The sequence below is a fragment of the Pseudomonas sp. Tri1 genome (assembly GCF_017968885.1).
Lineage (GTDB): Bacteria > Pseudomonadota > Gammaproteobacteria > Pseudomonadales > Pseudomonadaceae > Aquipseudomonas.
The window spans coordinates 1,611,379-1,631,832 of the sequence record NZ_CP072913.1 but is presented as its reverse complement, the minus strand read 5'-3'; the positions used below and the strand labels follow the sequence as shown (position 1 = coordinate 1,631,832).

Annotated in this window: 20 protein-coding genes and 1 tRNA gene; 7 read left to right on the top strand and 14 right to left on the bottom strand. The window is 59.6% G+C overall.

The annotated features are described in order from the left end of the window. Positions 1-24: 24 nt before the first annotated feature. A complete protein-coding gene (locus J9870_RS07295) occupies positions 25-1,674 on the bottom strand; it encodes a phosphoethanolamine--lipid A transferase (RefSeq protein WP_210643315.1) in 1,650 nt (549 codons plus the stop codon). Between the two features lie 153 nt (positions 1,675-1,827). Further along, positions 1,828-3,210, bottom strand: a complete 1,383-nt coding sequence (locus tag J9870_RS07290) for a glutamine synthetase family protein (protein WP_210643314.1) — start codon at positions 3,208-3,210, stop codon at positions 1,828-1,830. Positions 3,211-3,726: 516 nt separating this feature from the next. Here J9870_RS07290 and J9870_RS07285 point away from each other — a divergent pair. Next, entirely contained in the window at positions 3,727-4,659 is a 933-nt protein-coding gene (locus J9870_RS07285; protein ID WP_210643313.1) for a LysR family transcriptional regulator, read from the top strand. Between the two features lie 3 nt (positions 4,660-4,662). Here J9870_RS07285 and J9870_RS07280 read toward each other — a convergent pair whose 3' ends face one another. Together J9870_RS07280 and J9870_RS07275 are read right to left on the bottom strand one after the other, a co-directional pair. Next, a complete protein-coding gene (locus tag J9870_RS07280; protein ID WP_210643312.1) occupies positions 4,663-5,028 on the bottom strand; it encodes a 5-carboxymethyl-2-hydroxymuconate Delta-isomerase in 366 nt (121 codons plus the stop codon). 104 nt (positions 5,029-5,132) lie between these two features. Continuing rightward, the gene (locus J9870_RS07275; protein ID WP_210643311.1) at positions 5,133-6,056 is read right to left on the bottom strand and encodes a LysR family transcriptional regulator; all 924 of its coding nucleotides are present in this window, start codon (positions 6,054-6,056) and stop codon (positions 5,133-5,135) included. Between the two features lie 166 nt (positions 6,057-6,222). Here J9870_RS07275 and J9870_RS07270 point away from each other — a divergent pair, with 166 nt between their 5' ends. The 3 genes from J9870_RS07270 to J9870_RS07260 all read left to right on the top strand — a co-directional run bounded on the left by J9870_RS07270 (position 6,223) and on the right by J9870_RS07260 (position 7,809). Further along, on the top strand, positions 6,223-6,414 hold the full coding sequence (locus J9870_RS07270; RefSeq protein WP_210643310.1) for a DUF1508 domain-containing protein: 192 nt from the start codon (positions 6,223-6,225) through the stop codon (positions 6,412-6,414). Between the two features lie 115 nt (positions 6,415-6,529). Continuing rightward, positions 6,530-7,336 carry an AraC family transcriptional regulator gene (locus J9870_RS07265; RefSeq protein WP_210643309.1) on the top strand — a complete coding sequence of 269 codons (807 nt, stop codon included), beginning with the start codon at positions 6,530-6,532 and terminating at the stop codon, positions 7,334-7,336. A 101-nt stretch (positions 7,337-7,437) separates the two neighbouring features. Further along, positions 7,438-7,809 (top strand): cupin domain-containing protein, encoded by a 372-nt coding sequence (locus tag J9870_RS07260; protein ID WP_210643308.1) that lies wholly within the window; start codon positions 7,438-7,440, stop codon positions 7,807-7,809. 42 nt (positions 7,810-7,851) lie between these two features. Here the strand turns inward: J9870_RS07260 and J9870_RS07255 are convergent, their stop codons facing one another. The 7 genes from J9870_RS07255 to dapA all read right to left on the bottom strand — a co-directional run bounded on the left by J9870_RS07255 (position 7,852) and on the right by dapA (position 14,404). After that, complete coding sequence (locus tag J9870_RS07255; protein ID WP_210643307.1) at positions 7,852-8,622, bottom strand: phytanoyl-CoA dioxygenase family protein; 771 nt, start codon at positions 8,620-8,622, stop codon at positions 7,852-7,854. Positions 8,623-8,635: 13 nt separating this feature from the next. Further along, positions 8,636-10,270 carry a methyl-accepting chemotaxis protein gene (locus J9870_RS07250; protein ID WP_210643306.1) on the bottom strand — a complete coding sequence of 545 codons (1,635 nt, stop codon included), beginning with the start codon at positions 10,268-10,270 and terminating at the stop codon, positions 8,636-8,638. Between the two features lie 445 nt (positions 10,271-10,715). Next, positions 10,716-10,805, bottom strand: a tRNA-Ser gene (locus J9870_RS07245). Positions 10,806-10,888: 83 nt separating this feature from the next. After that, positions 10,889-11,602 (bottom strand): phosphoribosylaminoimidazolesuccinocarboxamide synthase, encoded by a 714-nt coding sequence (gene purC, locus J9870_RS07240; RefSeq protein ID WP_016963914.1) that lies wholly within the window; start codon positions 11,600-11,602, stop codon positions 10,889-10,891. Positions 11,603-11,629: 27 nt separating this feature from the next. Beyond that, complete coding sequence (locus J9870_RS07235) at positions 11,630-12,388, bottom strand: MBL fold metallo-hydrolase (RefSeq protein WP_210643305.1); 759 nt, start codon at positions 12,386-12,388, stop codon at positions 11,630-11,632. Positions 12,389-12,392: 4 nt separating this feature from the next. After that, positions 12,393-13,508, bottom strand: a complete 1,116-nt coding sequence (gene bamC / locus J9870_RS07230; RefSeq protein ID WP_210643304.1) for an outer membrane protein assembly factor BamC — start codon at positions 13,506-13,508, stop codon at positions 12,393-12,395. A 17-nt stretch (positions 13,509-13,525) separates the two neighbouring features. After that, the gene (gene dapA / locus J9870_RS07225) at positions 13,526-14,404 is read right to left on the bottom strand and encodes a 4-hydroxy-tetrahydrodipicolinate synthase (RefSeq protein ID WP_210643303.1); all 879 of its coding nucleotides are present in this window, start codon (positions 14,402-14,404) and stop codon (positions 13,526-13,528) included. 316 nt (positions 14,405-14,720) lie between these two features. Here dapA and J9870_RS07220 point away from each other — a divergent pair, with 316 nt between their 5' ends. Beyond that, positions 14,721-15,281, top strand: coding sequence for a glycine cleavage system protein R (locus tag J9870_RS07220; RefSeq protein WP_210643302.1), 561 nt, complete (start codon positions 14,721-14,723; stop codon positions 15,279-15,281). Positions 15,282-15,291: 10 nt separating this feature from the next. After that, positions 15,292-15,765 (top strand): peroxiredoxin, encoded by a 474-nt coding sequence (locus tag J9870_RS07215; protein WP_210643301.1) that lies wholly within the window; start codon positions 15,292-15,294, stop codon positions 15,763-15,765. Positions 15,766-15,882: 117 nt separating this feature from the next. Here J9870_RS07215 and J9870_RS07210 read toward each other — a convergent pair whose 3' ends face one another. Further along, complete coding sequence (locus tag J9870_RS07210; protein ID WP_210643300.1) at positions 15,883-16,953, bottom strand: AI-2E family transporter; 1,071 nt, start codon at positions 16,951-16,953, stop codon at positions 15,883-15,885. 30 nt (positions 16,954-16,983) lie between these two features. Next, positions 16,984-17,223 (bottom strand): sulfurtransferase TusA family protein, encoded by a 240-nt coding sequence (locus J9870_RS07205; protein ID WP_210643299.1) that lies wholly within the window; start codon positions 17,221-17,223, stop codon positions 16,984-16,986. 97 nt (positions 17,224-17,320) lie between these two features. Between J9870_RS07205 and J9870_RS07200 the strand changes: the two genes are divergently transcribed. Then, the gene (locus J9870_RS07200; RefSeq protein ID WP_210643298.1) at positions 17,321-18,754 is read left to right on the top strand and encodes a M48 family metalloprotease; all 1,434 of its coding nucleotides are present in this window, start codon (positions 17,321-17,323) and stop codon (positions 18,752-18,754) included. A 63-nt stretch (positions 18,755-18,817) separates the two neighbouring features. Here the strand turns inward: J9870_RS07200 and J9870_RS07195 are convergent, their stop codons facing one another. Further along, positions 18,818-20,248, bottom strand: coding sequence for a DegQ family serine endoprotease (locus J9870_RS07195; protein ID WP_210643297.1), 1,431 nt, complete (start codon positions 20,246-20,248; stop codon positions 18,818-18,820). Positions 20,249-20,454 lie beyond the last annotated feature (206 nt).

The following is a 20,454-nucleotide window of genomic DNA, read 5'->3' as shown; positions in this document are numbered from 1 at the left end:
TGCGTGAAAAAAAGGTGTAGGCGGTCATTCCCGCGCCAACACTCCGTCTATCACCGCACCGCGACAACTGGCAAACAGGTCCAGGTCCTGGTTGTAAACCTTGCTGTTGACTTCCAGCAGCCCGAGCATCGAGTGAAACAGGTTGTCCTGGCTCAAGGGCTTTTGCCGACTCAGTTGCAGGCAATGGGTATCGACCGAGAACGCCTTCTGATAGCTGTCGGAGAACCAGGCCAGCATCGCCACATGTTTCTGTTGCTCTGGGGCAAGCATGTACGGCGTGCCATGGAGGAACAGGTTGTATTCGCCCAAGGATTCGCCATGGTCCGACAGGTACAACATGGCCGTATCGACTTTGTCCTGATTGGCCCGCAGCAAGTCGATCAGGGTCGAGAGCACATGATCGGTGTACACCAGGGTGTTGTCGTAGCCGTTGACGATGCTCTCGCGGCTGCAATTGTTCAGCGCGTTGCTTTCGCACACCGGGGTGAAATGCTCATACTCCTTGGGATAGCGCTTGAAATACTCCGGCCCGTGGCTACCCATCTGATGCAGGACCAACACCGTGTCCTTGTCGAGGGTATCGATGAAATGCTGCAAACCCTGGAGCAGGATTTCGTCGCGGCATTCGCTGCTCGCGCACAGGGTTGGGTCCTTCAGATTGCTCACATCCTGCACGATGACCCGGTCGCAGGTGCCCTTACAGCCGGACTGGTTGTCACGCCAGATCACCTCCAACCCGGCGCGCTTGAGCACATCCAGCAGCCCTTCTTCATTCTTGGCCTTGCTGGCGTCGTAGTTCTTGCGCCCCATGTTGGAAAACATGCATGGCACCGACACAGCGGTTTCAGTGCCGCAGGAATGCACGTCGGTGAACGCGATCAGGCCGGCCTCTTTGTCCAACGTCGGGGTGGTATCGCGTTTATAACCGAGGATGCCGAAGTTCTCGGCACGGGCGCTCTCCCCCACCACCAGTACGGTCAGGGACTTACGGGCGTGGGTTTGCCAAACGGGGTTGCGAGTCGCATCCTCGCCCAGCGGGAGGAACGGTTGCTTGGCAGACGCTACCTGTTCACGCAAATAGCCGATCGAAGCGCCGATGTAGTTGCTCGGCACGACCATCAAGTGCAACTCGTGGTGATTGCGAAACAGCGAAGACAACCCCTGGTAGTTGGCCAGGGCGACCACGCCAATGACAGCGGCCGACGCCACACCGAAAATCAACTTACTTAATAGCTCTTTGGGCCAGCGGCGATAGTTGATCGGTGTCTTGTATAACAACCAGGACGGCAATACACCCAATAGACCGAGGTAGGCAAATAACTTCAGCGACAATAGGTCGCGGACTTCCGTGGCATTGGTTTCAGCGAAATTGCGCAACATGCCGGCGTCGATCAGTACGCCATATTGCGCCATGAAATAAGCCACACCAGCGCTGATCAGGAACAGTAACATCAACAATGGCTTGAGCACCGGACGGAACGCCAGCAGCGTCAACACCAGATTGAATGCAGCGAAAATCATCACGCCAAACGCCACGCACAACAACGTGCCCCGACCGTCAGCCGCCGTGATCGTGAGCAGGTGTTGCCAGAGAATTACGTTGAAACCCACTAATAGAAAGGCACTGGCGACCAGCGTCACCCACTCCGGGCGCACGGCTTTAATAGTCAGCATGATGGTTGACGGCTTCCTGAAAGTTACTCTTTTAAAAAGAAGTGCCGAAAAGAATGTGAAAAATTCGTTCCCCCTACGGCACCACAAACTTTAGGTAGTCCACCATCAATTTTTCGTGAAAAAGTTGCCATTAAATAATTTTTTAAGCGGCCGTCAGGCCTGATTCAAATACCAGCGCCAATCCTGCTCACCCACTTCCCCCATGAACTGACGGTACTCGGCGCGCTTGACCGCCAAGTAAACACCGAGGAATTCGTCGCCGAAGGCGTCCCGCGCCCAGGTCGACGTCTCAAGGGCGCGCAGGGTGGTGAGCCAATCAGTGGGCAATAACTCAGTCGCCTGGGCGTAACCGTTGCCTTCGACCGGCGTCCCGGGATCGCACTGTTCACGGATACCACGATGGATGCCGGCCAGTATCGCGGCGGCAGCCAGATACGGGTTGGCATCGGCGCCACAAATGCGATGTTCGATATGCCGTGAGAAAGCCGGGCCGCCGGGAACTCGCAGGCTCACGGTGCGGTTGTCCACCCCCCAGGTCGCCGCCAGCGGCGCGTAGCTGTTGCTCTGGAATCGACGATAGGAATTGGCGTTGGGACAGAACATCAGCAGCGAATCGAGCAAGGTGTCGAGCATCCCGCCTACCGCCTGGCGCAGTAACGGCGTGCCATCAGCCGCTTCGCTGGCAAACAGGTTGTGCCCATCGCGGTCGGCGAGGCTGACGTGCATGTGCATGCCGGAGCCCGCAAGGTGATCGAAGGGCTTGGCCATGAAACACGCCACCATCCCGTGCTTATGCGCCACGCCCTTGACCAAGCGCTTGTAGCGCACCGCTTCGTCCATGGCCTGCAGGGCATCGGTGCGGTGTTCAAGGGTGATCTCCACCTGGCCCGGCGCGTATTCGGAAATAGCTGTGCGGGCCGGTATGCCCTGCAGCTTGCACGCCGCATAAAGGTCCGCCAGGAAGGGTTCGATCTGCTCCAGTTCACGCAAGCCGTAGACCTGGGTGGCGCGTGGCCTGCCGCCGTCAGCATCTCGCGCCGGTTGCGGTCGGCCCTGGCTGTCACGTTGTTCGTCCAGCAGATAAAACTCCAGCTCCGCCGCCATCACCGGGTAATAACCGTCCGCCTGCAAGGCCTCGATCACCCGGCTGAGCAGATAACGCGGATCGGCGATCGTCGCCGGCATGCCCTCTTGAGGATGCATGCTGACCTGCACGGCAGCCGTGGGAATCAGCCGCCACGGCATGCGCTGCAAACTGCCACTGATGGGATAGGCCCGGCAATCGATGTCACCGACATCCCACACCAGTCCGGAGTTTTCCACATCATCGCCATTGAGGGTCAAGCCCAGAATCGTACTGGGCAATGGGCGACCGCTTTCGAACACCGCCAGCAATTCGTCCCGATGCAACAACTTGCCCCTAGGCACGCCATTGTTGTCGAGAATAAACAGTTCGAACAGCTCGATATCCGGGTATTGCGCCAGGAATGCCTGGGCTTGTTGCACGGGCGCGAAAGAAAAACTGGAAAGGCTCATGGGAAGGCTCGTATTGACGTGTCGGACGGGCGATGAGGCGCCGTCAGTACGTGTTCGCCATCAGCGAACACCGTTGATGATCAACAGCAGATACGAGCATCCGGAGGACGTGCATGGCGACAATGCCAGAGCGCCCAAAAAGCCAGTTCAGAGGGCAGCGCGCACAGTGAGGGGGTAACGGCAGGCGTGAATCGGCCGACCGAGCCGACCACGGCGGATGACGAGTAGTGGAATGCCGCGGGCCAACCGTCCATAAACGCATCACAGGAAATACACCCTGGAAGCGTCCCACGGCACCAAGGGTCGATAAACACTGATTTGATGGAGCTTGGATCAAACCAGGCTAAACAATGGCAAACAAGCCAAGCGTTAGTCGACCCGTCGTGTTCACAACATTATCTGTCCCACTCCCGACCGTGAAACAGCCTCGATGGCATTTTCTTGGGACGATCGTTCCGTTAGGATCGACAGCTGATTGCGCAAGATCCGCGCAAGGAGCACAGCGAGACAGAACGGATGCTGAACAGTAACTCCCTCAGAAAGCTCGATATGCAGGACCTCATGGTGTTTAGCGCCGTGTATGAGCAAAGCAGCGTCACCGATGTATCCGAGGCATTGTGTGTCAGTCAGTCAACGGTCAGTTACTGCCTCAAGAAACTGCGAACCTGCTTCGAAGACGAGCTGTTTATCAACACCCGCGCCGGCATGCGGCCCACCTATAAAGCCCGGGGCATGTACGATCATGTGCGCGCCATCCTGCAAAGCATCAACTCGTGTCACGCCGGTGCGCCGACGTTTGATCCGCGCCGGCAAGCCGTCACTTTCAATATTTGCGCACCGGAGTACTTTGAGCACCTGATCCTGCCGCCCCTGCTGCAAGGCTTCGATTACGCTGACCTGCCAGTGGTAGTGAACGTGCACAGGCTCGAAGCCGACATTCCTGCCCAAGAACTGCGTGACGGCACACTGGACCTGGTGATCTGCTTCGGTCCGAACTTTCACAGCACCCATGCCGATTTCAAATCCCGACAGTTGCTGGAGGAGGACCTGGTTTGTGTGGTGGATAAACGGGCGACGCCGCTGGATCCGCAACTGAGCCTTCAGGCGTTCCTGGGGCGCCGGCACGTTTTCCCGACGCCCTGGAACTCGCCCACCAACATGGTGGATGGCTGGTTGTCACAGCAGGCACATCAACGCCAGCTTGCCGCGCGCGCCAACAGCTACAGTGCAGCCTTGAAGATGATTACCGGCACAGACTTCATCCTGACCCTACCCCGCCGTATCCAGAAATTGCTGGCCAACGAGGCGATCTTCAATTACCACGAAGTGCCCAAGGGCCTGCCGGGGTTTACTTTGAACATGCAATGGAGCCTGGCCCTCGATCAGGACGGCGCCAACGCCTGGCTACGCGAACAGATCATCAAGACCTGCGCCACAAGCCAAGCCTGATCGTCATTGACCGATCAAGGCCTTGGCATACGACTCTCGGTCGATGTCGAGGATCTCCACGCACAGTTGCACGCTGACCCCGGCCGGCCATGGCCCCAAATCCTGGATTATCGCCAGCAGACTAGCGGACAGTTGTTTCTTGATTTCCGGCGAGCGGCCACTCAGCAAGGCCAGTTTCACGTGTACGAAACCACGCTCGCCCAGACTCGTACCCACCCGGAAAGTCTCGTGCTTCACGGCCCGGCTCTTGATATCCAACTCGGCGGCGAATTGACCGGAGGCCACCAGCGCATTGTTCAGGCGCATCAGTGCAGCATCGGCGTTTAGCTCGGGCAGGTTGGCGGTGTACTCCATGTGCAGGTGAGGCATGTGTTCGACTCCCATTCGAAAATATGACCAAGTGGTTTCAACCGTCGCAACCATACCTCGACTTTCTTCTTTTTACGCAGGATTTGTTTCGCCGCTTTGCGCTGTCAGGGGCGCCCCGAAACGCCACCCTCGCCCATGAACGCCTCCAGCCGGGAGCGCAACCAGCGTTCGGCCGGATCGCTGTCGACATGGCTCAGCCAGACCATGGACAAATCCAGGGTCGGGGTCTTGAAAGGAAAGGGTTCGCTGAACAATTGGCCGGAAGCGGCCATGGCGACGGCGGTATAGTCCGGCAGGCTGGCGAGCAGGTCAGTACCGGCCAGCAGCGCCGGCAACGCACTGTACTGCGGCACGGACAACACGACTTGGCGCTGACGACCGATCTCGGCCAACCATTCGTCAACGAAACCGGAGACGTTGGCGGTGTGGGACACCAGCACATGCGGTCGCGAGCAATATTCGTCGAGCGTCAGTGGCGTGTCCGATGCATCGGCTCGCAAAACGCTGGGCCGGATGTGGCGTAGCAGTTTGCGCTTGGCGTTGGCCGGTAGCCCACGGGTCTGGCTGATACCCACGGTGATGTCACCACTCGCGAGCAAATCGGGGATACGCCAGTAATCGACGTGCTGGACCACGAATACGATGTGCGGCGCTTCCTCGCGCAGACTGCTCAACAGCGGCGGCAACAGGCCAAACTCGACGTCATCCGACAGACCGATGCGAAACGTCATGGTGCTGCTGGAGGGATCGAAATCATGGGTCAGGCTCAGCGCCACCGACAGCGAGTCCAGCGCCGGCGACAGATGCTGGATGATCTCCTCGGCTCGAGCCGTCGGTTCCATGCGATGGCCGACGCGAATAAACAGCGGGTCGTTGAACAGCGTACGCAATCGATTGAGGGCCGAGCTGATGGTCGGCTGGCCCAGGAACAGCTTTTCCGCTGCTCGAGTCACGTTGCGCTCAAGCATCAGCGTCTCGAAAACCACCATCAGATTGATATCGGCCTTGCGCAATTCGTTGCGGTTCATCCATGGCTCCCGTTACGAGTCAGTTAGAGCAAAGGGCTGTAATTGTTGGCAATATCTCATAACCATTGGAAACGTATTTGCGATAGCGAAAACGAACGGCTTGGCTAGGCTTGAAACGACATGTGCAATGCATGTCTTGAATGAGTTAATCGCATGGAGCGAACCGATGTATTTTGAAATCTACAGGCAGACCCGAGGCACCCCAAGCAGCGGAAAAGGCCAATGGCGCTGGCGTTTGAGAGCAGGCAACCACGAAACGATCGCCAGCGGCGAATCCTACGTGAACAAGGCTGACTGCCTTCACGTCATCGGCCTGATCAAAAATGTTCAGGGCGAGACGCCCGTGAAGGAAATCTAGACAGCCCGCGCGGTATCGACCCGTAAGCTGCTCCGGTGTGAGCAGCTTTCTGCGGCCTCAACCCGGGCCCGCCAGAAAGGTATCGTGTACAAACAAAAGCGAGAGGCCAGTCCCAATGATTCAATCCAACCACAATCGCGACTGGCTGGTGCGGGCGCCTGAGTCCAGGAAGCTGGAACGCATCGAAGCCTATTTCAGTGGCCATGGCTACACCACCCACCGGCATGACACCTACGCCATCGGGGTCACGCTTTCCGGTGTCCAGAGTTTCAATTACCGGCACAGCAAGCGTCATAGCCAGCCCGGTGGAACCATCGTCCTGCACCCGGATGAGGTTCATGATGGTGAGGCGGGGACGAGCGATGGCTTTCGTTACCGGATGTTCTACATTGAACCGTCATTGATCCAGCAAGTGCTGGGCGGCAGACCGCTACCCTTTATCGAAGGTGGGTTATCGAGCGACCCTCGCCTCAATATCGCCACCCGCAGGTTGTTGAACAGCATGGATCATCGCCTCGACCCGCTGGAGGAAGAGGACGCCATCTACGACGTGGCCCAGGCACTCGATATCGCCGCGGGCGACCGGCGCGGGCGGCGCTTGCTCGATTACCCGGCGGCGGAACGTGCACGCCTGTTCATCCATGATGCCCTTGACCAGGCCATTACCCTGGATGACTTGGTCCAGGCAAGCGGTCGGGACCGGTGGAGCCTGTCCCGGGACTTTCGTGCGCTGTACGGCACCAGCCCCTATCGCTACATCACCCAGCGTCGCTTGAATGAGGCCCGTCGCCTGATATTCCACGGCATGCCGTTGAGCGATGCCGCGCTGGCCAGTGGCTTCTTCGATCAGAGCCACATGACCCGGCTGCATACCCAGGCGTTCGGTATCTCACCGGCACGCTGGCTGAAAATGCTCCGCTGAAGCCCAAGCCTGGCGCTGCAAAAGCTGCACGATCATGCAATACCGCCTCCGACCAGGACAGTAAGGTGGCGCTTATCCCCTCACAACACGAGCATGCCCCGATGACCATTCAATACTCGCCCATCAACTTCGCTCAAAAGTACGCCCTGTTCCAGGAACAATGGACGCCGAAAGTCGTGGCTGAAATGAACGACTACCAATTCAAGATCGCCCGGCTCGAAGGTGACTTCGTCTGGCACAGCCACGCCGACACCGATGAAACGTTTATCGTGCTCGAAGGCGAACTGCGGATCGACTTTCGTGACGGTGCGGTGACGATTGGCCCCGGCGAGATGTACGTCGTCAAAAAGGGCATCGAGCACAAGCCCTTCGCCGCCCGGGAAGTGAAGCTGCTGCTGATCGAACCTCGTGGCGTCATCAATACCGGCGAGCAAACCAATGAGCGAACGGCAGTCAATGACGTCTGGATCTGAGACTACTTCCCCATCCTTGCCCCCGTTGAATACGCCAGGAACTCAATCGTATTCAGCTTCCTGGTGATCACCCAGAAGGCGTCGTTGGCGAGGTGTCGCGGCAGCCAGCACGACCGGATTGAATTGCCAGTGCAGGTAAGGCGAGAACTTCTGCGCGACCATCCGCCGGCCATAGTGCACCTGCAACAGGTAGCGCGTGCGGTCGGCGGTCCGGTTGTCGCTGCCGGCATGCCATAACTCGCTGCGCAGCATCAGCACATCGCCAGCCCGACACAACACCGGTTGGGCGGATCGCCCCCGCCACTGTGTCTCGCCCGTCATTGGCGCCCGCCCCGCCCGATGGCTGCCAGGGATGACGCACGTAGGACTCAAGTCGACATCGATGTCATCAAGGTAAAACTGCGCGGTGCAAATCTGCATCGGCAACTCAAACGCTGGATCGATCAGCAGATCTGGCGGCAATTCCATCACCAGATAGTCCAGGTGCAAGGGGGCCCCGACAAACCCAGGATGGCAGCGCCAGGCCGTCTGGCCGATGATATGGCAGTCCTCCCCCAAAGCCGCCTCCGCCAACTCGATCACCCCGCTCATATCCAGAAATGGCAGCCAGAACGGATCGCGATTGAAGACACATTTGTAGTGGTCAATGACGCCGCTGTAGTCCCAGTGTTGGGGTTTGAGTTGATCGACTGCACGGCGCAGATCGATGATCTGCGCGCTGTTCAACACTGCGGGCAAAAGGACGAAACCGTCCTGATGCAAGGCTTGCTGGCGGTCCTTGGTGAGCGCCGCCAAAGATTCGCAAGTGCCCACGCTCGCCCCTGCCTCAGACCCGGAAGCGGCCAGTCAGCTCAGCCAGACTCATCGACAGGCTGGAAAGCTGCCGACTGGCCTGCATGCTCTGGGCGGAGTTCTCCGCCGCTTCGTTGGACAAGTCACGGATGTCGGAGATGTTGCGAGCTATCTCCTCGGTGACACTACTTTGCTCTTCGCACGCGCTGGCAATCTGCGCGGCCATGTCGTTGATCCGTCGTATTGACCCACCAGTGCCGCTGAGTACCTGATCGACGCCCGCGGCGCGCTCGACACTGTCGCGGGCCTTGGTGCTACCAACGTGCATGGCTTGTACTGCCTTGGCGACACCGGCTTGCAGACGCTCGATGCGAACCTGGATGTCTTTGGTCGAGTCCTGGGTACGCGCCGCCAGCGCCCGGACTTCGTCGGCCACGACCGCGAACCCGCGGCCTTGCTCGCCGGCCCGCGCAGCCTCGATGGCGGCGTTCAGCGCCAGCAGATTGGTTTGTTCGGCGATGCCTCGAATGACCTCGAGTACCGCGCCAATGCTGGAGGTCTCCTGGGCCAATGCCTCGATGGTGCCAGAAGCGCTCTCCACTTCCTGGGCCAGTTGGCGGATCGACTCGATGGTGCTGCTGACAACCTCGGCGCCATCGCGGGACTGACTGGTGGCTTGCTGCGCGGCGTCCGAAGCATTCAGCGCGCTGTGGGCCACCTCATGCACGGCGGCGCTCATCTGGGTCGCGGCCGTACTGACCTGATCGAGCGCCGCATGCTCGCTGCTGATCAGTTTGTCGTTGGTAGCCGCCATGTTGGCCATGTTACGCGCCGCGGCATCGACCTCCCCGGTCACCCGGCCCACCTCGGCAATCAGCGGCTGCAGCTTGTCGAGAAAGCGGTTGAAGGCACCGCTAAGCTGCCCCAACTCATCAGCCGAACGCACCTCGAGCCGCCCCTTCAGGTCACCGCCACCTTCGGCAATTTGCTCAACCCGGTGCAGCAACCGACGCATTGGACGCAGCACAACCATTGGCAGGGCAACAATCAGCAGGATGCAACCGAGCAGCCCCACCAACAGAATGCCACCTTGTTGCACCCCCACGGCCTGACCATGATCGATCGCTGCCTGCCCCTCGCGAAGCGCTGCTTCATCCTCCAGCTCGCCAAGCTTGTCGATGGCATCGCGCATGGTATCGAACTTACCTTCACCATCACCAAAACTCAGGGTGCTGGCCGCTTGCGGATTGCTCGCGGCCAGCTCGACGACCTGCCGCGATACCTGCGACCACTGGGCAAAGCGGTCATTGAACTGACTAACCAGCGCAAGCGCCTCGGCCCCCGGCTGCATCGAGGCATATTTCTGCACACGATCATAAGCCTGCTTCAGGTTGTCCCTATGGCTGGCACGCAGAGCCTCCAGATGCCCCCCCGCATTGCCACCGAGCAGGCTGCGCTCGGCCACAAAAGCCTGGTAGAGATCGCGATCGGCATTGAGCAACAGGCTGATGGCCGGCAAATTACGCTTGGTCAGCTGTGTGCTCGACTGCGTCACCTGATCGATGCCACGCATGCCCGACCACCCCATCAGCACTAGCAACAGCGCCAGGAAAGCAATTGGCAGGGTGATTTTCCAGCGGAAGCCAAGATCGGCAAAGAACCGCGGCATGGGGGGACACTCCTTTGATTGGATTGCCTTACCTATCGGCAAGCATGACTTGAGCTATAGACCATTAGTCTAGTTGTCACAATGAAGTACTGGGGCTGGGAGGGCCGCACGAACAGATTTTTTGTCGTGGGAAAAACGTTTGCGGGGGACAGATATCGCCTTGAAAAGGGCGCCGGACAAGCTCGGTGTCCGAGAGTAATTTCTGACAGCCCCCACCACTGTACGATGAGATATCCCAGGTGACTCAGTGGTCCAAGCTATCTCGCGTCTAAGTCTCCCGCCCCTTTTCCAAGTCGACAGTCAACCTATCAAACGCATCCACAGAGCAGACTCGGACGGCAGCATAACGAGTCTTTTTGGCCCAAAACTGTCCTGAACCAAAACGCAGAAACGAAAAAGCCCCTGAAATGTTCAACCATTTCAGGGGCTTAGTCGTATTCAATAATGGCGGAGAGATAGGGATTTGAACCCTAGGTACTGTCGCCAGTACAACGGATTTCGAATCCGTCCCGTTCGGCCACTCCGGCATCTCTCCAGTGGCGCGCATCATACCAGCACATTTGTCGGAAGCGAACCCCCGAGCGAAATTTTTTCCGTGCTATCAGATGCTTGCGTCGATTACAGCGGTACACCCAGACGCTGGGCGACTTCTTCGTAGGCTTCGATGACATCACCGAGGCCCTGGCGGAAGCGGTCCTTGTCCATCTTCTTCTTGGTGGCCTTGTCCCAGAGGCGGCAGCCATCCGGGCTGAATTCGTCGCCCAGGACAATGGAACCGTCGCTGAACACACCGAATTCAAGCTTGAAGTCCACCAACAGCAGGCCGGCGTCGTCGAACAGCTTGCTCAGCACTTCGTTGACCTTGAGGGACAACTCCTTCATGCGAGCCAGTTGCTCGGCGGTGCCCCAACCGAACGCCACGACATGGGATTCGTTGATGAACGGGTCGCCCTTGGCGTCGTCCTTCAGGAACAGCTCGAAGGTGTAGGGGTTGAGCTTCATGCCCTCTTCCACGCCCAGGCGCTTGACCAGGCTACCGGCGGCGTAGTTACGCACGACGCATTCGACCGGGATCATGTCCAGTTTCTTGACCAGGCATTCGTTGTCGCCCAGCAGCTTGTCGAACTGGGTCGGCACGCCGGCGGCTTCGAGTTTCTGCATGATGAAGGCATTGAACTTGTTGTTCACCATGCCCTTGCGGTCGAGCTGTTCGATGCGCTTGCCGTCGAACGCCGAGGTGTCGTTGCGAAACAGCAGGATCAAGCGGTCAGCGTCGTCGGTCTTGTAAACCGATTTGGCTTTGCCGCGGTAGAGTTCTTCACGTTTTTCCATGATGGGCTCCGCTTGCTAAGTAGTGGGCTAGGCGATATGTCGCCAGTCGAGCCCTGAATCTTGATCGGCCAGTTGCAGCCAGTCCGGGTCGCACCCTAGGGTGTCGACGAAACATTGCCGGGCCAGCTGCGGCAGGTTGTTCTTGCTGCTCAGATGGGCCAGGACCAGGTGTTGCAGGCCTTGCCAGCCCAACTCGGCCACCAGGAACGCCGCCTGATGGTTGTTCAAATGTCCGCGCTCCCCGCCTACCCGCTGCTTGAGGAAGTACGGGTAGTAACCGCGCGCCAGCATGTCGCGGCAGTGGTTGGACTCGATCATCAACGCATCGAGGTCCCGATAGCTGTCCATCACCCGCTCGCAATATGACCCCAGGTCGGTGAGCAAGCCGAAACGCCGCTCGCCGTCGCAGAACACATATTGCGTCGGCTCCCGAGCATCGTGCGCCACGCTGACCACACTGATATCCAGGGCACCAATGCGCAGTTGCTCGCCCCCGGCCACGAAACCAGCGGGCTCGATGGGCTTGCGCAGGCCACCCAGCGTTCCGCGACTGAGGTAGACCGGCAGATTGTAGCGCCGAGACAGCAAACCCACGCCATGCACGTGATCGGCATGTTCGTGGGTCACCAGTATCGCGCTCAGTTGCGCCGGATGCACACCCAGGCGCAACAGGCGCTTCTCGGTTTCCCGCAGGGAGAAACCACAATCGACCAGCACATACGTGCCGGCGCTGGCTACCAGCGTGCCGTTGCCCTGGCTACCGCTGCCGAGAACGGCAAAACGCATCGGATCAGCCCAGGTTGTCCTGAATCACGCCCAACACCTTGCGGGCCACATCGGCCGGCGCCACGGTGTTGATGTTCTTCTCGACGGTCACCTGAACGTTGTCGCCCACCTTGCTCAAGCGAACCTGATAACGCTCGGCGCGCGCTTCAACTTCTTCCTTGTCCGGCTTGCCGCCGAACAGACCGCTGAAGAAGCCAGGCTTCTCGTCTTTCTTCTCGGCCTTCTCGGCGAGGTTGATGTAGTACAGGCCCAGGCTGCGGTTGATGTCTTCAACCCGCCATTCGCCCTGCTCCAGTGCACGGCCAACACTCGACCAGGCACGGTCCAGGTCGGAGCCGACGTTGAGCACCGGGTTGCCGCTGCCGTCTTCGCTCAGGCTGACACGGCTCGGCGCATCGAACTCCTTGGACGCCAGCATCGAGACCGAACCACCCTGCTCGGCGGTACGACTCATGCTGGCGAGCATGTCGTCCACCAGCGCAGCGTCGAGGCCGGTATTGACCGAACGGTTGGTAAACGCCACGTCAGCGGTGCTACCGGCAGGACGCTGGGCGCTGACCACATAGACTTCACTGGTATTGCGCTGCACGCCCGGCTCGATACGCACCCGCACGCGGCTTTCGCTGTCGGCAGCGACGCCGGCGGCGCTCATGCGCTTGGCCATGGCAGCGGACAGCTCATCGGAACGTTGCCAGGTGGTGGTGAACTCACCCGTCTGCGGACGTTGTTCGTCCAGGCGGAAACCGTTGTCCTGGAAGAACTGGATTGCCACGGGCCAGACTTCGGCCGGTGGATGCTGGGCCATGACCCAGCTCGAATCGCCACTCTTCTGCAGGGTGTAGTCGCTGGCATCGGCCATGGCCGACAGCGGCTGCGGACGTGGGACAACGTATTCGCCCTTGACGCTGTCGTCGGCCACGTTGCGCGGGATCGGCAGCAACGGATCCAGGCGTTTGGCGACGCTGACATCAGGTGGCAGTTGCATCGGTGCAGTCTGTTGCGCCTGCAGGTAATCGCTACCCCGGTCGCGGAAATAACCTTCCGGCCCCCAGATCCATCCGCAGCCGCTGGTGCTGGAGATAATCAAGGCAAGTGCGGAAAGTCCGGCCATTCGCTTCATGCGTTGTACTTCCTCAATTAAACCAGGACGCCGGACTGGCGCATGGCCTGCCGCAGCGGTTCGTGACAAGGAGTGCTCAGCCAGGTCAGTGGCAGGCGGATGCCTTCGTGCATCAAGCCCATTTCAACCAAGGCCCACTTCACCGGGATCGGGTTGGCTTCGAGAAACAGGTTTTTGTGCAGCGGCATCAGTTTTTCGTTGAGTGCCCTTGCGGTTTCGGCATCGCCCTTGAGCGCGGCCTCGCACAGGTCGGCCATTTCGCGCGGCGCGACGTTGGCGGTGACGGAAATATTGCCCTTGCCGCCCATCAGGATCAGCTCGACTGCGGTCGGATCATCGCCGGAAAGGACGATGAAATCCTTGCTCACGCCATCGAGGATGGCTTTGGCGCGGGTCAGGTCGCCGGTGGCTTCCTTGATGCCGATGATGTTCGGGACGGTGGAGAGGCGAATCACGGTCTCGGCCTGCATGTCGCAGGAGGTGCGGCCGGGAACGTTATAGAGGATCTGCGGGATATCGACCGCTTCGGCAATATGCTTGAAGTGCTGGTACAAGCCTTCCTGGGTCGGTCTGTTGTAGTACGGCACGACCAGCAGGCAGGCATCGGCGCCGGCTTCCTTGGCGTTGCGGGTCAGCTCGACGGCTTCGCGGGTCGAGTTGGCACCGGTACCGGCGATAACAGGAATCTTGCCGGCGACCTGCTTGACCACGGCACGGATGACTTCGATATGCTCGTTGACATCGAGGGTTGCCGACTCGCCGGTGGTACCGACAGCGACAATGGCATGGGTGCCGTTGTTAAGGTGGAAGTCCACGAGTTTGCTGAGGCTGGCCCAGTCAAGACGCCCTTGTGCATCCATGGGTGTGACCAGTGCCACCATACTGCCCGCAATCATGAAACCGCTCCTGCCGGAAAAAGAGAGCGGTAATGGTACTGGCGCCAAGATGCTTGTACAAGCGAACTACCATTCCCCTTGGCGATGGTTTTCGCTACCCTTCATGCTTTGATCGGTACTGATAAGCTCATTCACCGGTTCCCAGCCTCCGTTTTCGTCGCCACAAGCCCCGATCCTGCGTTTGTCCTGGTGCGTTCCCGTCGTCCTCGGAACGCAGCGCAACCCCAGGCCCAGGGCTTGAGCCGTTCGTTTATCCGGGCCTGACGCCGTGTCGAGCTGCAAAAGTACCGACCGCTCATCGCTTTAGGAATGCTGCATGTCCACCCCCACAGTCCGCGAACAATTCCTTGTTATCAGTGCCCTTGGCGCCAACCCCATGGAGCTGACTAACGTCCTGTGCCGCGCCAGCCATGAAAATCGCTGCGCCGTCGTAACCTCTCGCCTGACCCGCCATGGCGAATGCAGTGCACTCGTGCTCGAAATCTCCGGCAGCTGGGACGCCCTGGCCCGCCTGGAAGGCAGCCTGCCGGTGCTGGCCAAGAAACACGCCTTCACCGTCAACGTCGTGCGCAGCGCCGCCCTGGAGAACCGTCCCCAGGCCCTGCCCTACGTGGCCTATGTGAGTTCGGCCTATCGGCCGGACATCATCAACGAGCTGTGCCAGTTTTTCATGGACCATCAGGTCGAGCTGGAAAACCTGACGTGCGACACCTACCAGGCCCCGCAGACCGGCGGCACCATGCTCAACGCCACGTTCACCGTGACCTTGCCGGCCGGCACCCAGATCAGTTGGCTGCGCGATCAGTTCCTGGATTTCGCCGATGCGATGAACCTGGATGCACTGATCGAACCGTGGCGCCCACAAAACCCAATGTAAGGAAGCGTTCATGGCCGTTGCCGTCGACCAGCCAGTTACCGATTTCCAGGCGCCCGCCACCAGCGGGCAGACCATCAGCCTCGCCGCCCTCAAAGGCCAGCAGGTGGTGATCTACTTCTACCCCAAGGACAGCACCCCGGGCTGCACCACCGAAGGCCAGGGTTTTCGGGACCAGTATGCGCAGTTCAAGGCCGCCAACACCGAGGTGTTCGGCGTTTCCCGGGACAGCCTCAAGTCCCACGAGAACTTCAAGTGCAAACAGGAGTTTCCCTTCGAGCTGATCAGCGACAAGGACGAAGCCGTCTGCCAGTTGTTCGACGTGATCAAGCTGAAAAAGCTGTATGGCAAGGAGTACCTGGGTGTTGATCGCAGCACATTCCTGATCGACAAGGACGGCGTGCTGCGCCAGGAATGGCGTGGCGTGAAGGTGCCTGGGCATGTGGATGCGGTGTTGGCGGCGGCTCAGGCGCTGAACAAGGCCTGAGGTTTTCGTTGCCTGCTCTGGCGCTATCGCGAGCAGGCTCGCTCCCACAGGGTTCTATGCCACCACGCAGACTCAAAGTGGGAGCGAGCCTGCTTGCGATGAGGCCATAAGCATCCGCTACAGCAACGGTGCCACAATCGGCTCCTTGCTCGGCCACGCATCCAGCACCGCCTTGAACAGCGTCGCCAGGGGAATCGCGAAGAACACCCCCCAGAACCCCCACAACCCGCCAAACAACAACACCGCACAGATGATCGCCACCGGATGCAGGTTCACCGCCTCGGAGAACAGCAGCGGTACCAGCACGTTGCCATCCAGGGTCTGGATGATCCCGTAGACCGCCATCAGATAAATGAACTGGTCGCTCCAACCCCATTGGAACAGCGCAATCAACGCCACAGGCACGGTTACCACGACGGTGCCGACATAGGGCACCACCACCGAAATGCCCACCAGCAGCGCCAACAGTGCGGCGTAATTGAGGCCCAGGGCCACGAAACCGACATAAGTCACCGCGCCGCAGATAAAAATCTCAATGACTTTTCCGCGAATGTAATTGGCGATCTGGCGGTTCATCTCCTGGGCTACCCGGGTAATCAGCGCTCGCTCGCGGGGCAGATAGCCACGGACCCAACGCCCGATCATTTCCCGGTCCTTGAGAAAGAAAAACACCAGGATCGGTACCAGCACCAGGTAGATCATGATGTTTACAAGGAGTGGCAAACTGGACAGCGAAAACGTCAGCGCCCACTGGCCGAACTTGCCGATCTGGCCGCGCACCACTTCGATGGCCTGCAACACCTGCTCGTCGGACACCAAGTGCGGGTAACGCTCGGGCAGCAGCAACAGCACGGACTGCCATTTGGCGAGCATCCCCGGCAACTCGTTGAACAGAGTCACCAACTGGTGCCAGAGCAATGGCACGATCACGACGATGAACACCAACAACAAGCCCATGAACAGGGCGAACACCAAGCCTACCGCCACCGCACCCGGCAACCGCAAGCGCTCCAGCGTCGTGACCAATCCTTGCATCAGGTACGCCAGCACCATCCCCGCCAGCACCGGCGCCAGCATTCCGCCCAGGGTAAGGACCGCCGTAAAGGCCAGGAACAGCAGCACTGCCAGCACCACAGCCTCTTCGTCGGAGAAGTAGCGCTGGATCCAGTCGCGTAACACTTTGAACATTAAAAATCCTTAAGAAACACTGTCGATTTTTCAGGCTTTCTTCAGCCAGTAACGGTAGACGCCGTTATCGTCTTCTTCATGCAGCAGCGTATGACCGGCCAGTCGGGCGAAGGTGCGGAAATCCCGCTGGGAGCCCGCATCCGTCGCGGTCACCTTGAGCACCGCGCCGCTGGCCAGGCGATTGAGTTCCAGCTTGGCCTTGAGCAACGGCAGCGGGCAATTCAGGCCGCTGGCGTCCAATTCGGCATCGTGGGCTACAGCATCGGTCATCGGTTCACTCCGCAGCAGTGGTTGAGCGGCTTAGAATATCTGGTCCCGCGCCCGGTGTCCGGCTACAGTAGGGTCTTTGTCGACTAAGGCTCCGTGCATGACATTTCTGCGCCCCACCCTGCTGACGCTCGCTTGCCTGCTTGCCTCACCGGGCTTCGCCGACGACTTGCCGTCACTTGGCGATGCCAGTTCTGCCATCGTTTCACCGGAACAGGAACACCAGTTGGGGCGCGCTTGGCTGGCCCTGCTGCGCAGCCAGGTTTCACAGCTCAACGACCCACAGCTCAAGGACTACGTCGAGTCCAGCGTCTACAAGCTGGTCGAGACCAGCCAGGTCAATGACCGACGCTTGGAATTCATCCTGATCAACAGCCCTCAGCTCAACGCTTTCGCCGCCCCCGGCGGAATCGTCGGGGTCAACGGTGGCCTGTTCCTCAATGCGCAGACCGAAGGCGAATACGCCTCAGTCATGGCCCACGAACTGGCGCACTTGTCGCAGCGCCACTTTGCCCGTGGCGTCGAGGCCCAGCAACGCATGCAAGTGCCGATGATGGCGGCGTTGCTGACCGGCATCGTGATTGCCGCCGCCGGTGGCGGTGACGCCGGGATCGCGGCCATTGCCGGGACCCAGGCGGCCGCCATCCAGGAACAACGACGCTTCTCGCGCCAGAACGAACAGGAAGCCGACCGCATCGGCATCCAGAACTTGGAAAAGGCCGGCTACGATCCGCGGTCCATGCCGACCATGTTCGAACGCCTGATGCGCCAGTATCGTTTTGATGCCAGACCGCCCGAATTCCTGCTGACTCACCCGGTGACCGAATCCCGGATCGCCGACACCCGTAACCGCGCCGAACAGGCCAAACCGGGTGGCATCGAGGACAGCGTGCGCTATCAACTGATTCGCGCCCGAGTCCAGTTGATCTATGAAGAAACACCTGGCCTGGGCGCCAAGCGCTTCCGGGCGCAACTGGATGAGAACCCGAAGAACGACGTGGCCCGTTATGGCTTGGCGATTGCGCAGATCAAGGGTGGCCAGTTGAATGAAGCCCGGGAGAATCTCAAACCGCTGCTGGCCAAATCGCCCAACGAGATCATCTACAACCTGGCCCAGGTTGATTTGGACATCACCAGCAACAAGCTGGCCGACGCGCAATCTCGCGTCGACCGCATGCTGAGCCAATACCCGGGCAACTATCCGCTCAATCAGGTGCGCGTCGACCTGTTGCTCAAGCAGAACCGCCCCACCGACGCCGAGAAGGCTCTGGAGAACCTGCTCAAGACCCGTCCGGACGACCCTGACGTCTGGTACATGGTGGCCGAGACCCGTGGGCTGTCGGGCAATATCATCGGCTTGCACCAGGCGCGTGCCGAGTACTTCGCCCTGGTAGGCGATTACCGTCAGGCGATCCAGCAACTGGACTTCGCCAAACGCCGTGCCGGCACCAACTTCCCGCTGTCGTCACGCATCGATGCGCGACAACGAGAGCTCATGGAGCAAGAGCGCATGGTCAAGGACATGATGGGCTGAGTATTCATCGCGCACAAAAAAACCGCCTCTGTCGAGGCGGTTTTTTATTGAGCCGCTAACCGGTCATTCGGCCAGTTTGAAGGTGATGAAGCTCGCACGCCCCTGACGCAGAACCCGCATCGACACCGAACGATTCTTCGGCAGTGCCTTGGCAATATCGGTGAACTCCTTGGCGGAACCGATTGCCTGGTTGTTCAGGTGCGTAATGATGTCGCCCGGCTGCAGGCCGATCAAAGCGGCAGGCCCTTCCTGCACTTCCTTGATCACTACACCACCTTGGAGCTCCAGGGTCCGCTTCTGCTCTTCGGTCAGTTCGGCCACGGCCACGCCCAGGCGGTTGCTGCTGCGCTCGACACCGGACTTAGACAGCGAATCGAGTTCCTTGCCTTCTTCAGGAATGGCACCGACAGTCAATTCGACGTTCTTGCGCTTGCCTTCGCGAATCACTTCCAGATTGGCCTTGGCACCAGCCTTCAAGGCGCCGACCAAATGCGGCAGGTCCGCGGACATGACGATTGGCTGACCGTTCATGCTCAGGATCACGTCACCCACTTGCAGGCCGCCCTTGGCAGCCGGCCCACCTTCCTGGATCTGCGCCACCAGCGCACCAGCCGGCTTCTCCAGCCCGAACGACTCGGCCAGGTCCTTGTTCACTTCCTGGATGACCACGCCCAGCCAGCCGCGGCTGACTTTGCCTCCGCTTTTCAGCTGGTTGGAGACGTCCATCGCAACATCGATCGGAATGGCGAAGGACACGCCCATGAACCCGCCCGAACGGGTGTAGATCTGGGAGTTGATGCCCACCACCTCACCGGCGAGGTTGAACAACGGACCACCGGAGTTACCTGGGTTGATCGGCACGTCGGTCTGGATAAACGGCACATAGTTTTCATTTGGCAGGCTGCGACCGATGGCACTGACGATGCCTTGGGTCACGGTGTGGTCGAAGCCGAACGGCGAACCGATGGCCACCACCCACTGGCCGGCTTTCAAGTCTTGGGATTTGCCCAGCTTGAGTACCGGCAGATCCTTGCCTTCGATTTTCAGCAACGCCACGTCGGAACGTGGGTCGGTGCCGATCAGCTTGGCCTTGAGCTCACTGCGATCAGCCAGGCGCACCAGGATTTCGTCAGCATCGGCGATGACATGGTTGTTGGTCAGGATGTAACCATCGGGCGAGATTATGAAGCCCGAGCCCAGGGACTGGGCTTCACGCTGACGGCCCCCGCCGGGTGAACGCGGTTGCTGCGGCATGCCGCGCTCGAAGAACTCGCGCAGCATCGGCGGCAAACCTTCCAGGTCGGGCATCTGTTGATCCGACACCCGGCGATCCGGCAGCTTCTGGGTGGTACTGATATTCACCACCGCTGGGGAAGCCTGCTCGACCAGTTGAGTGAAGTCAGGCAACTCGACCGCCACCGCAGGCACGGCCTGACCGAGCACCAGCACGGTGGCAAAAATAGAGAGATAGGTTTTCAAGCGTGGTATCGACATACGGCTCCCGTTACGACGAGCATGGTTAAGCGATATGGAGCAAGAAACACCAAGGCAAGATACGCCGGTATTTTTGTTCCGGGAACAGACAAGGCCAGAGCCGAGCGGCTCTGACCTATAGAAAAAAACCTGAAGTTTTGCAAATGAAAATGCTGACAGAAAATTTCGGCATCTCGATCAAGCCCTGGCGTTATCAGCCTCTTGCG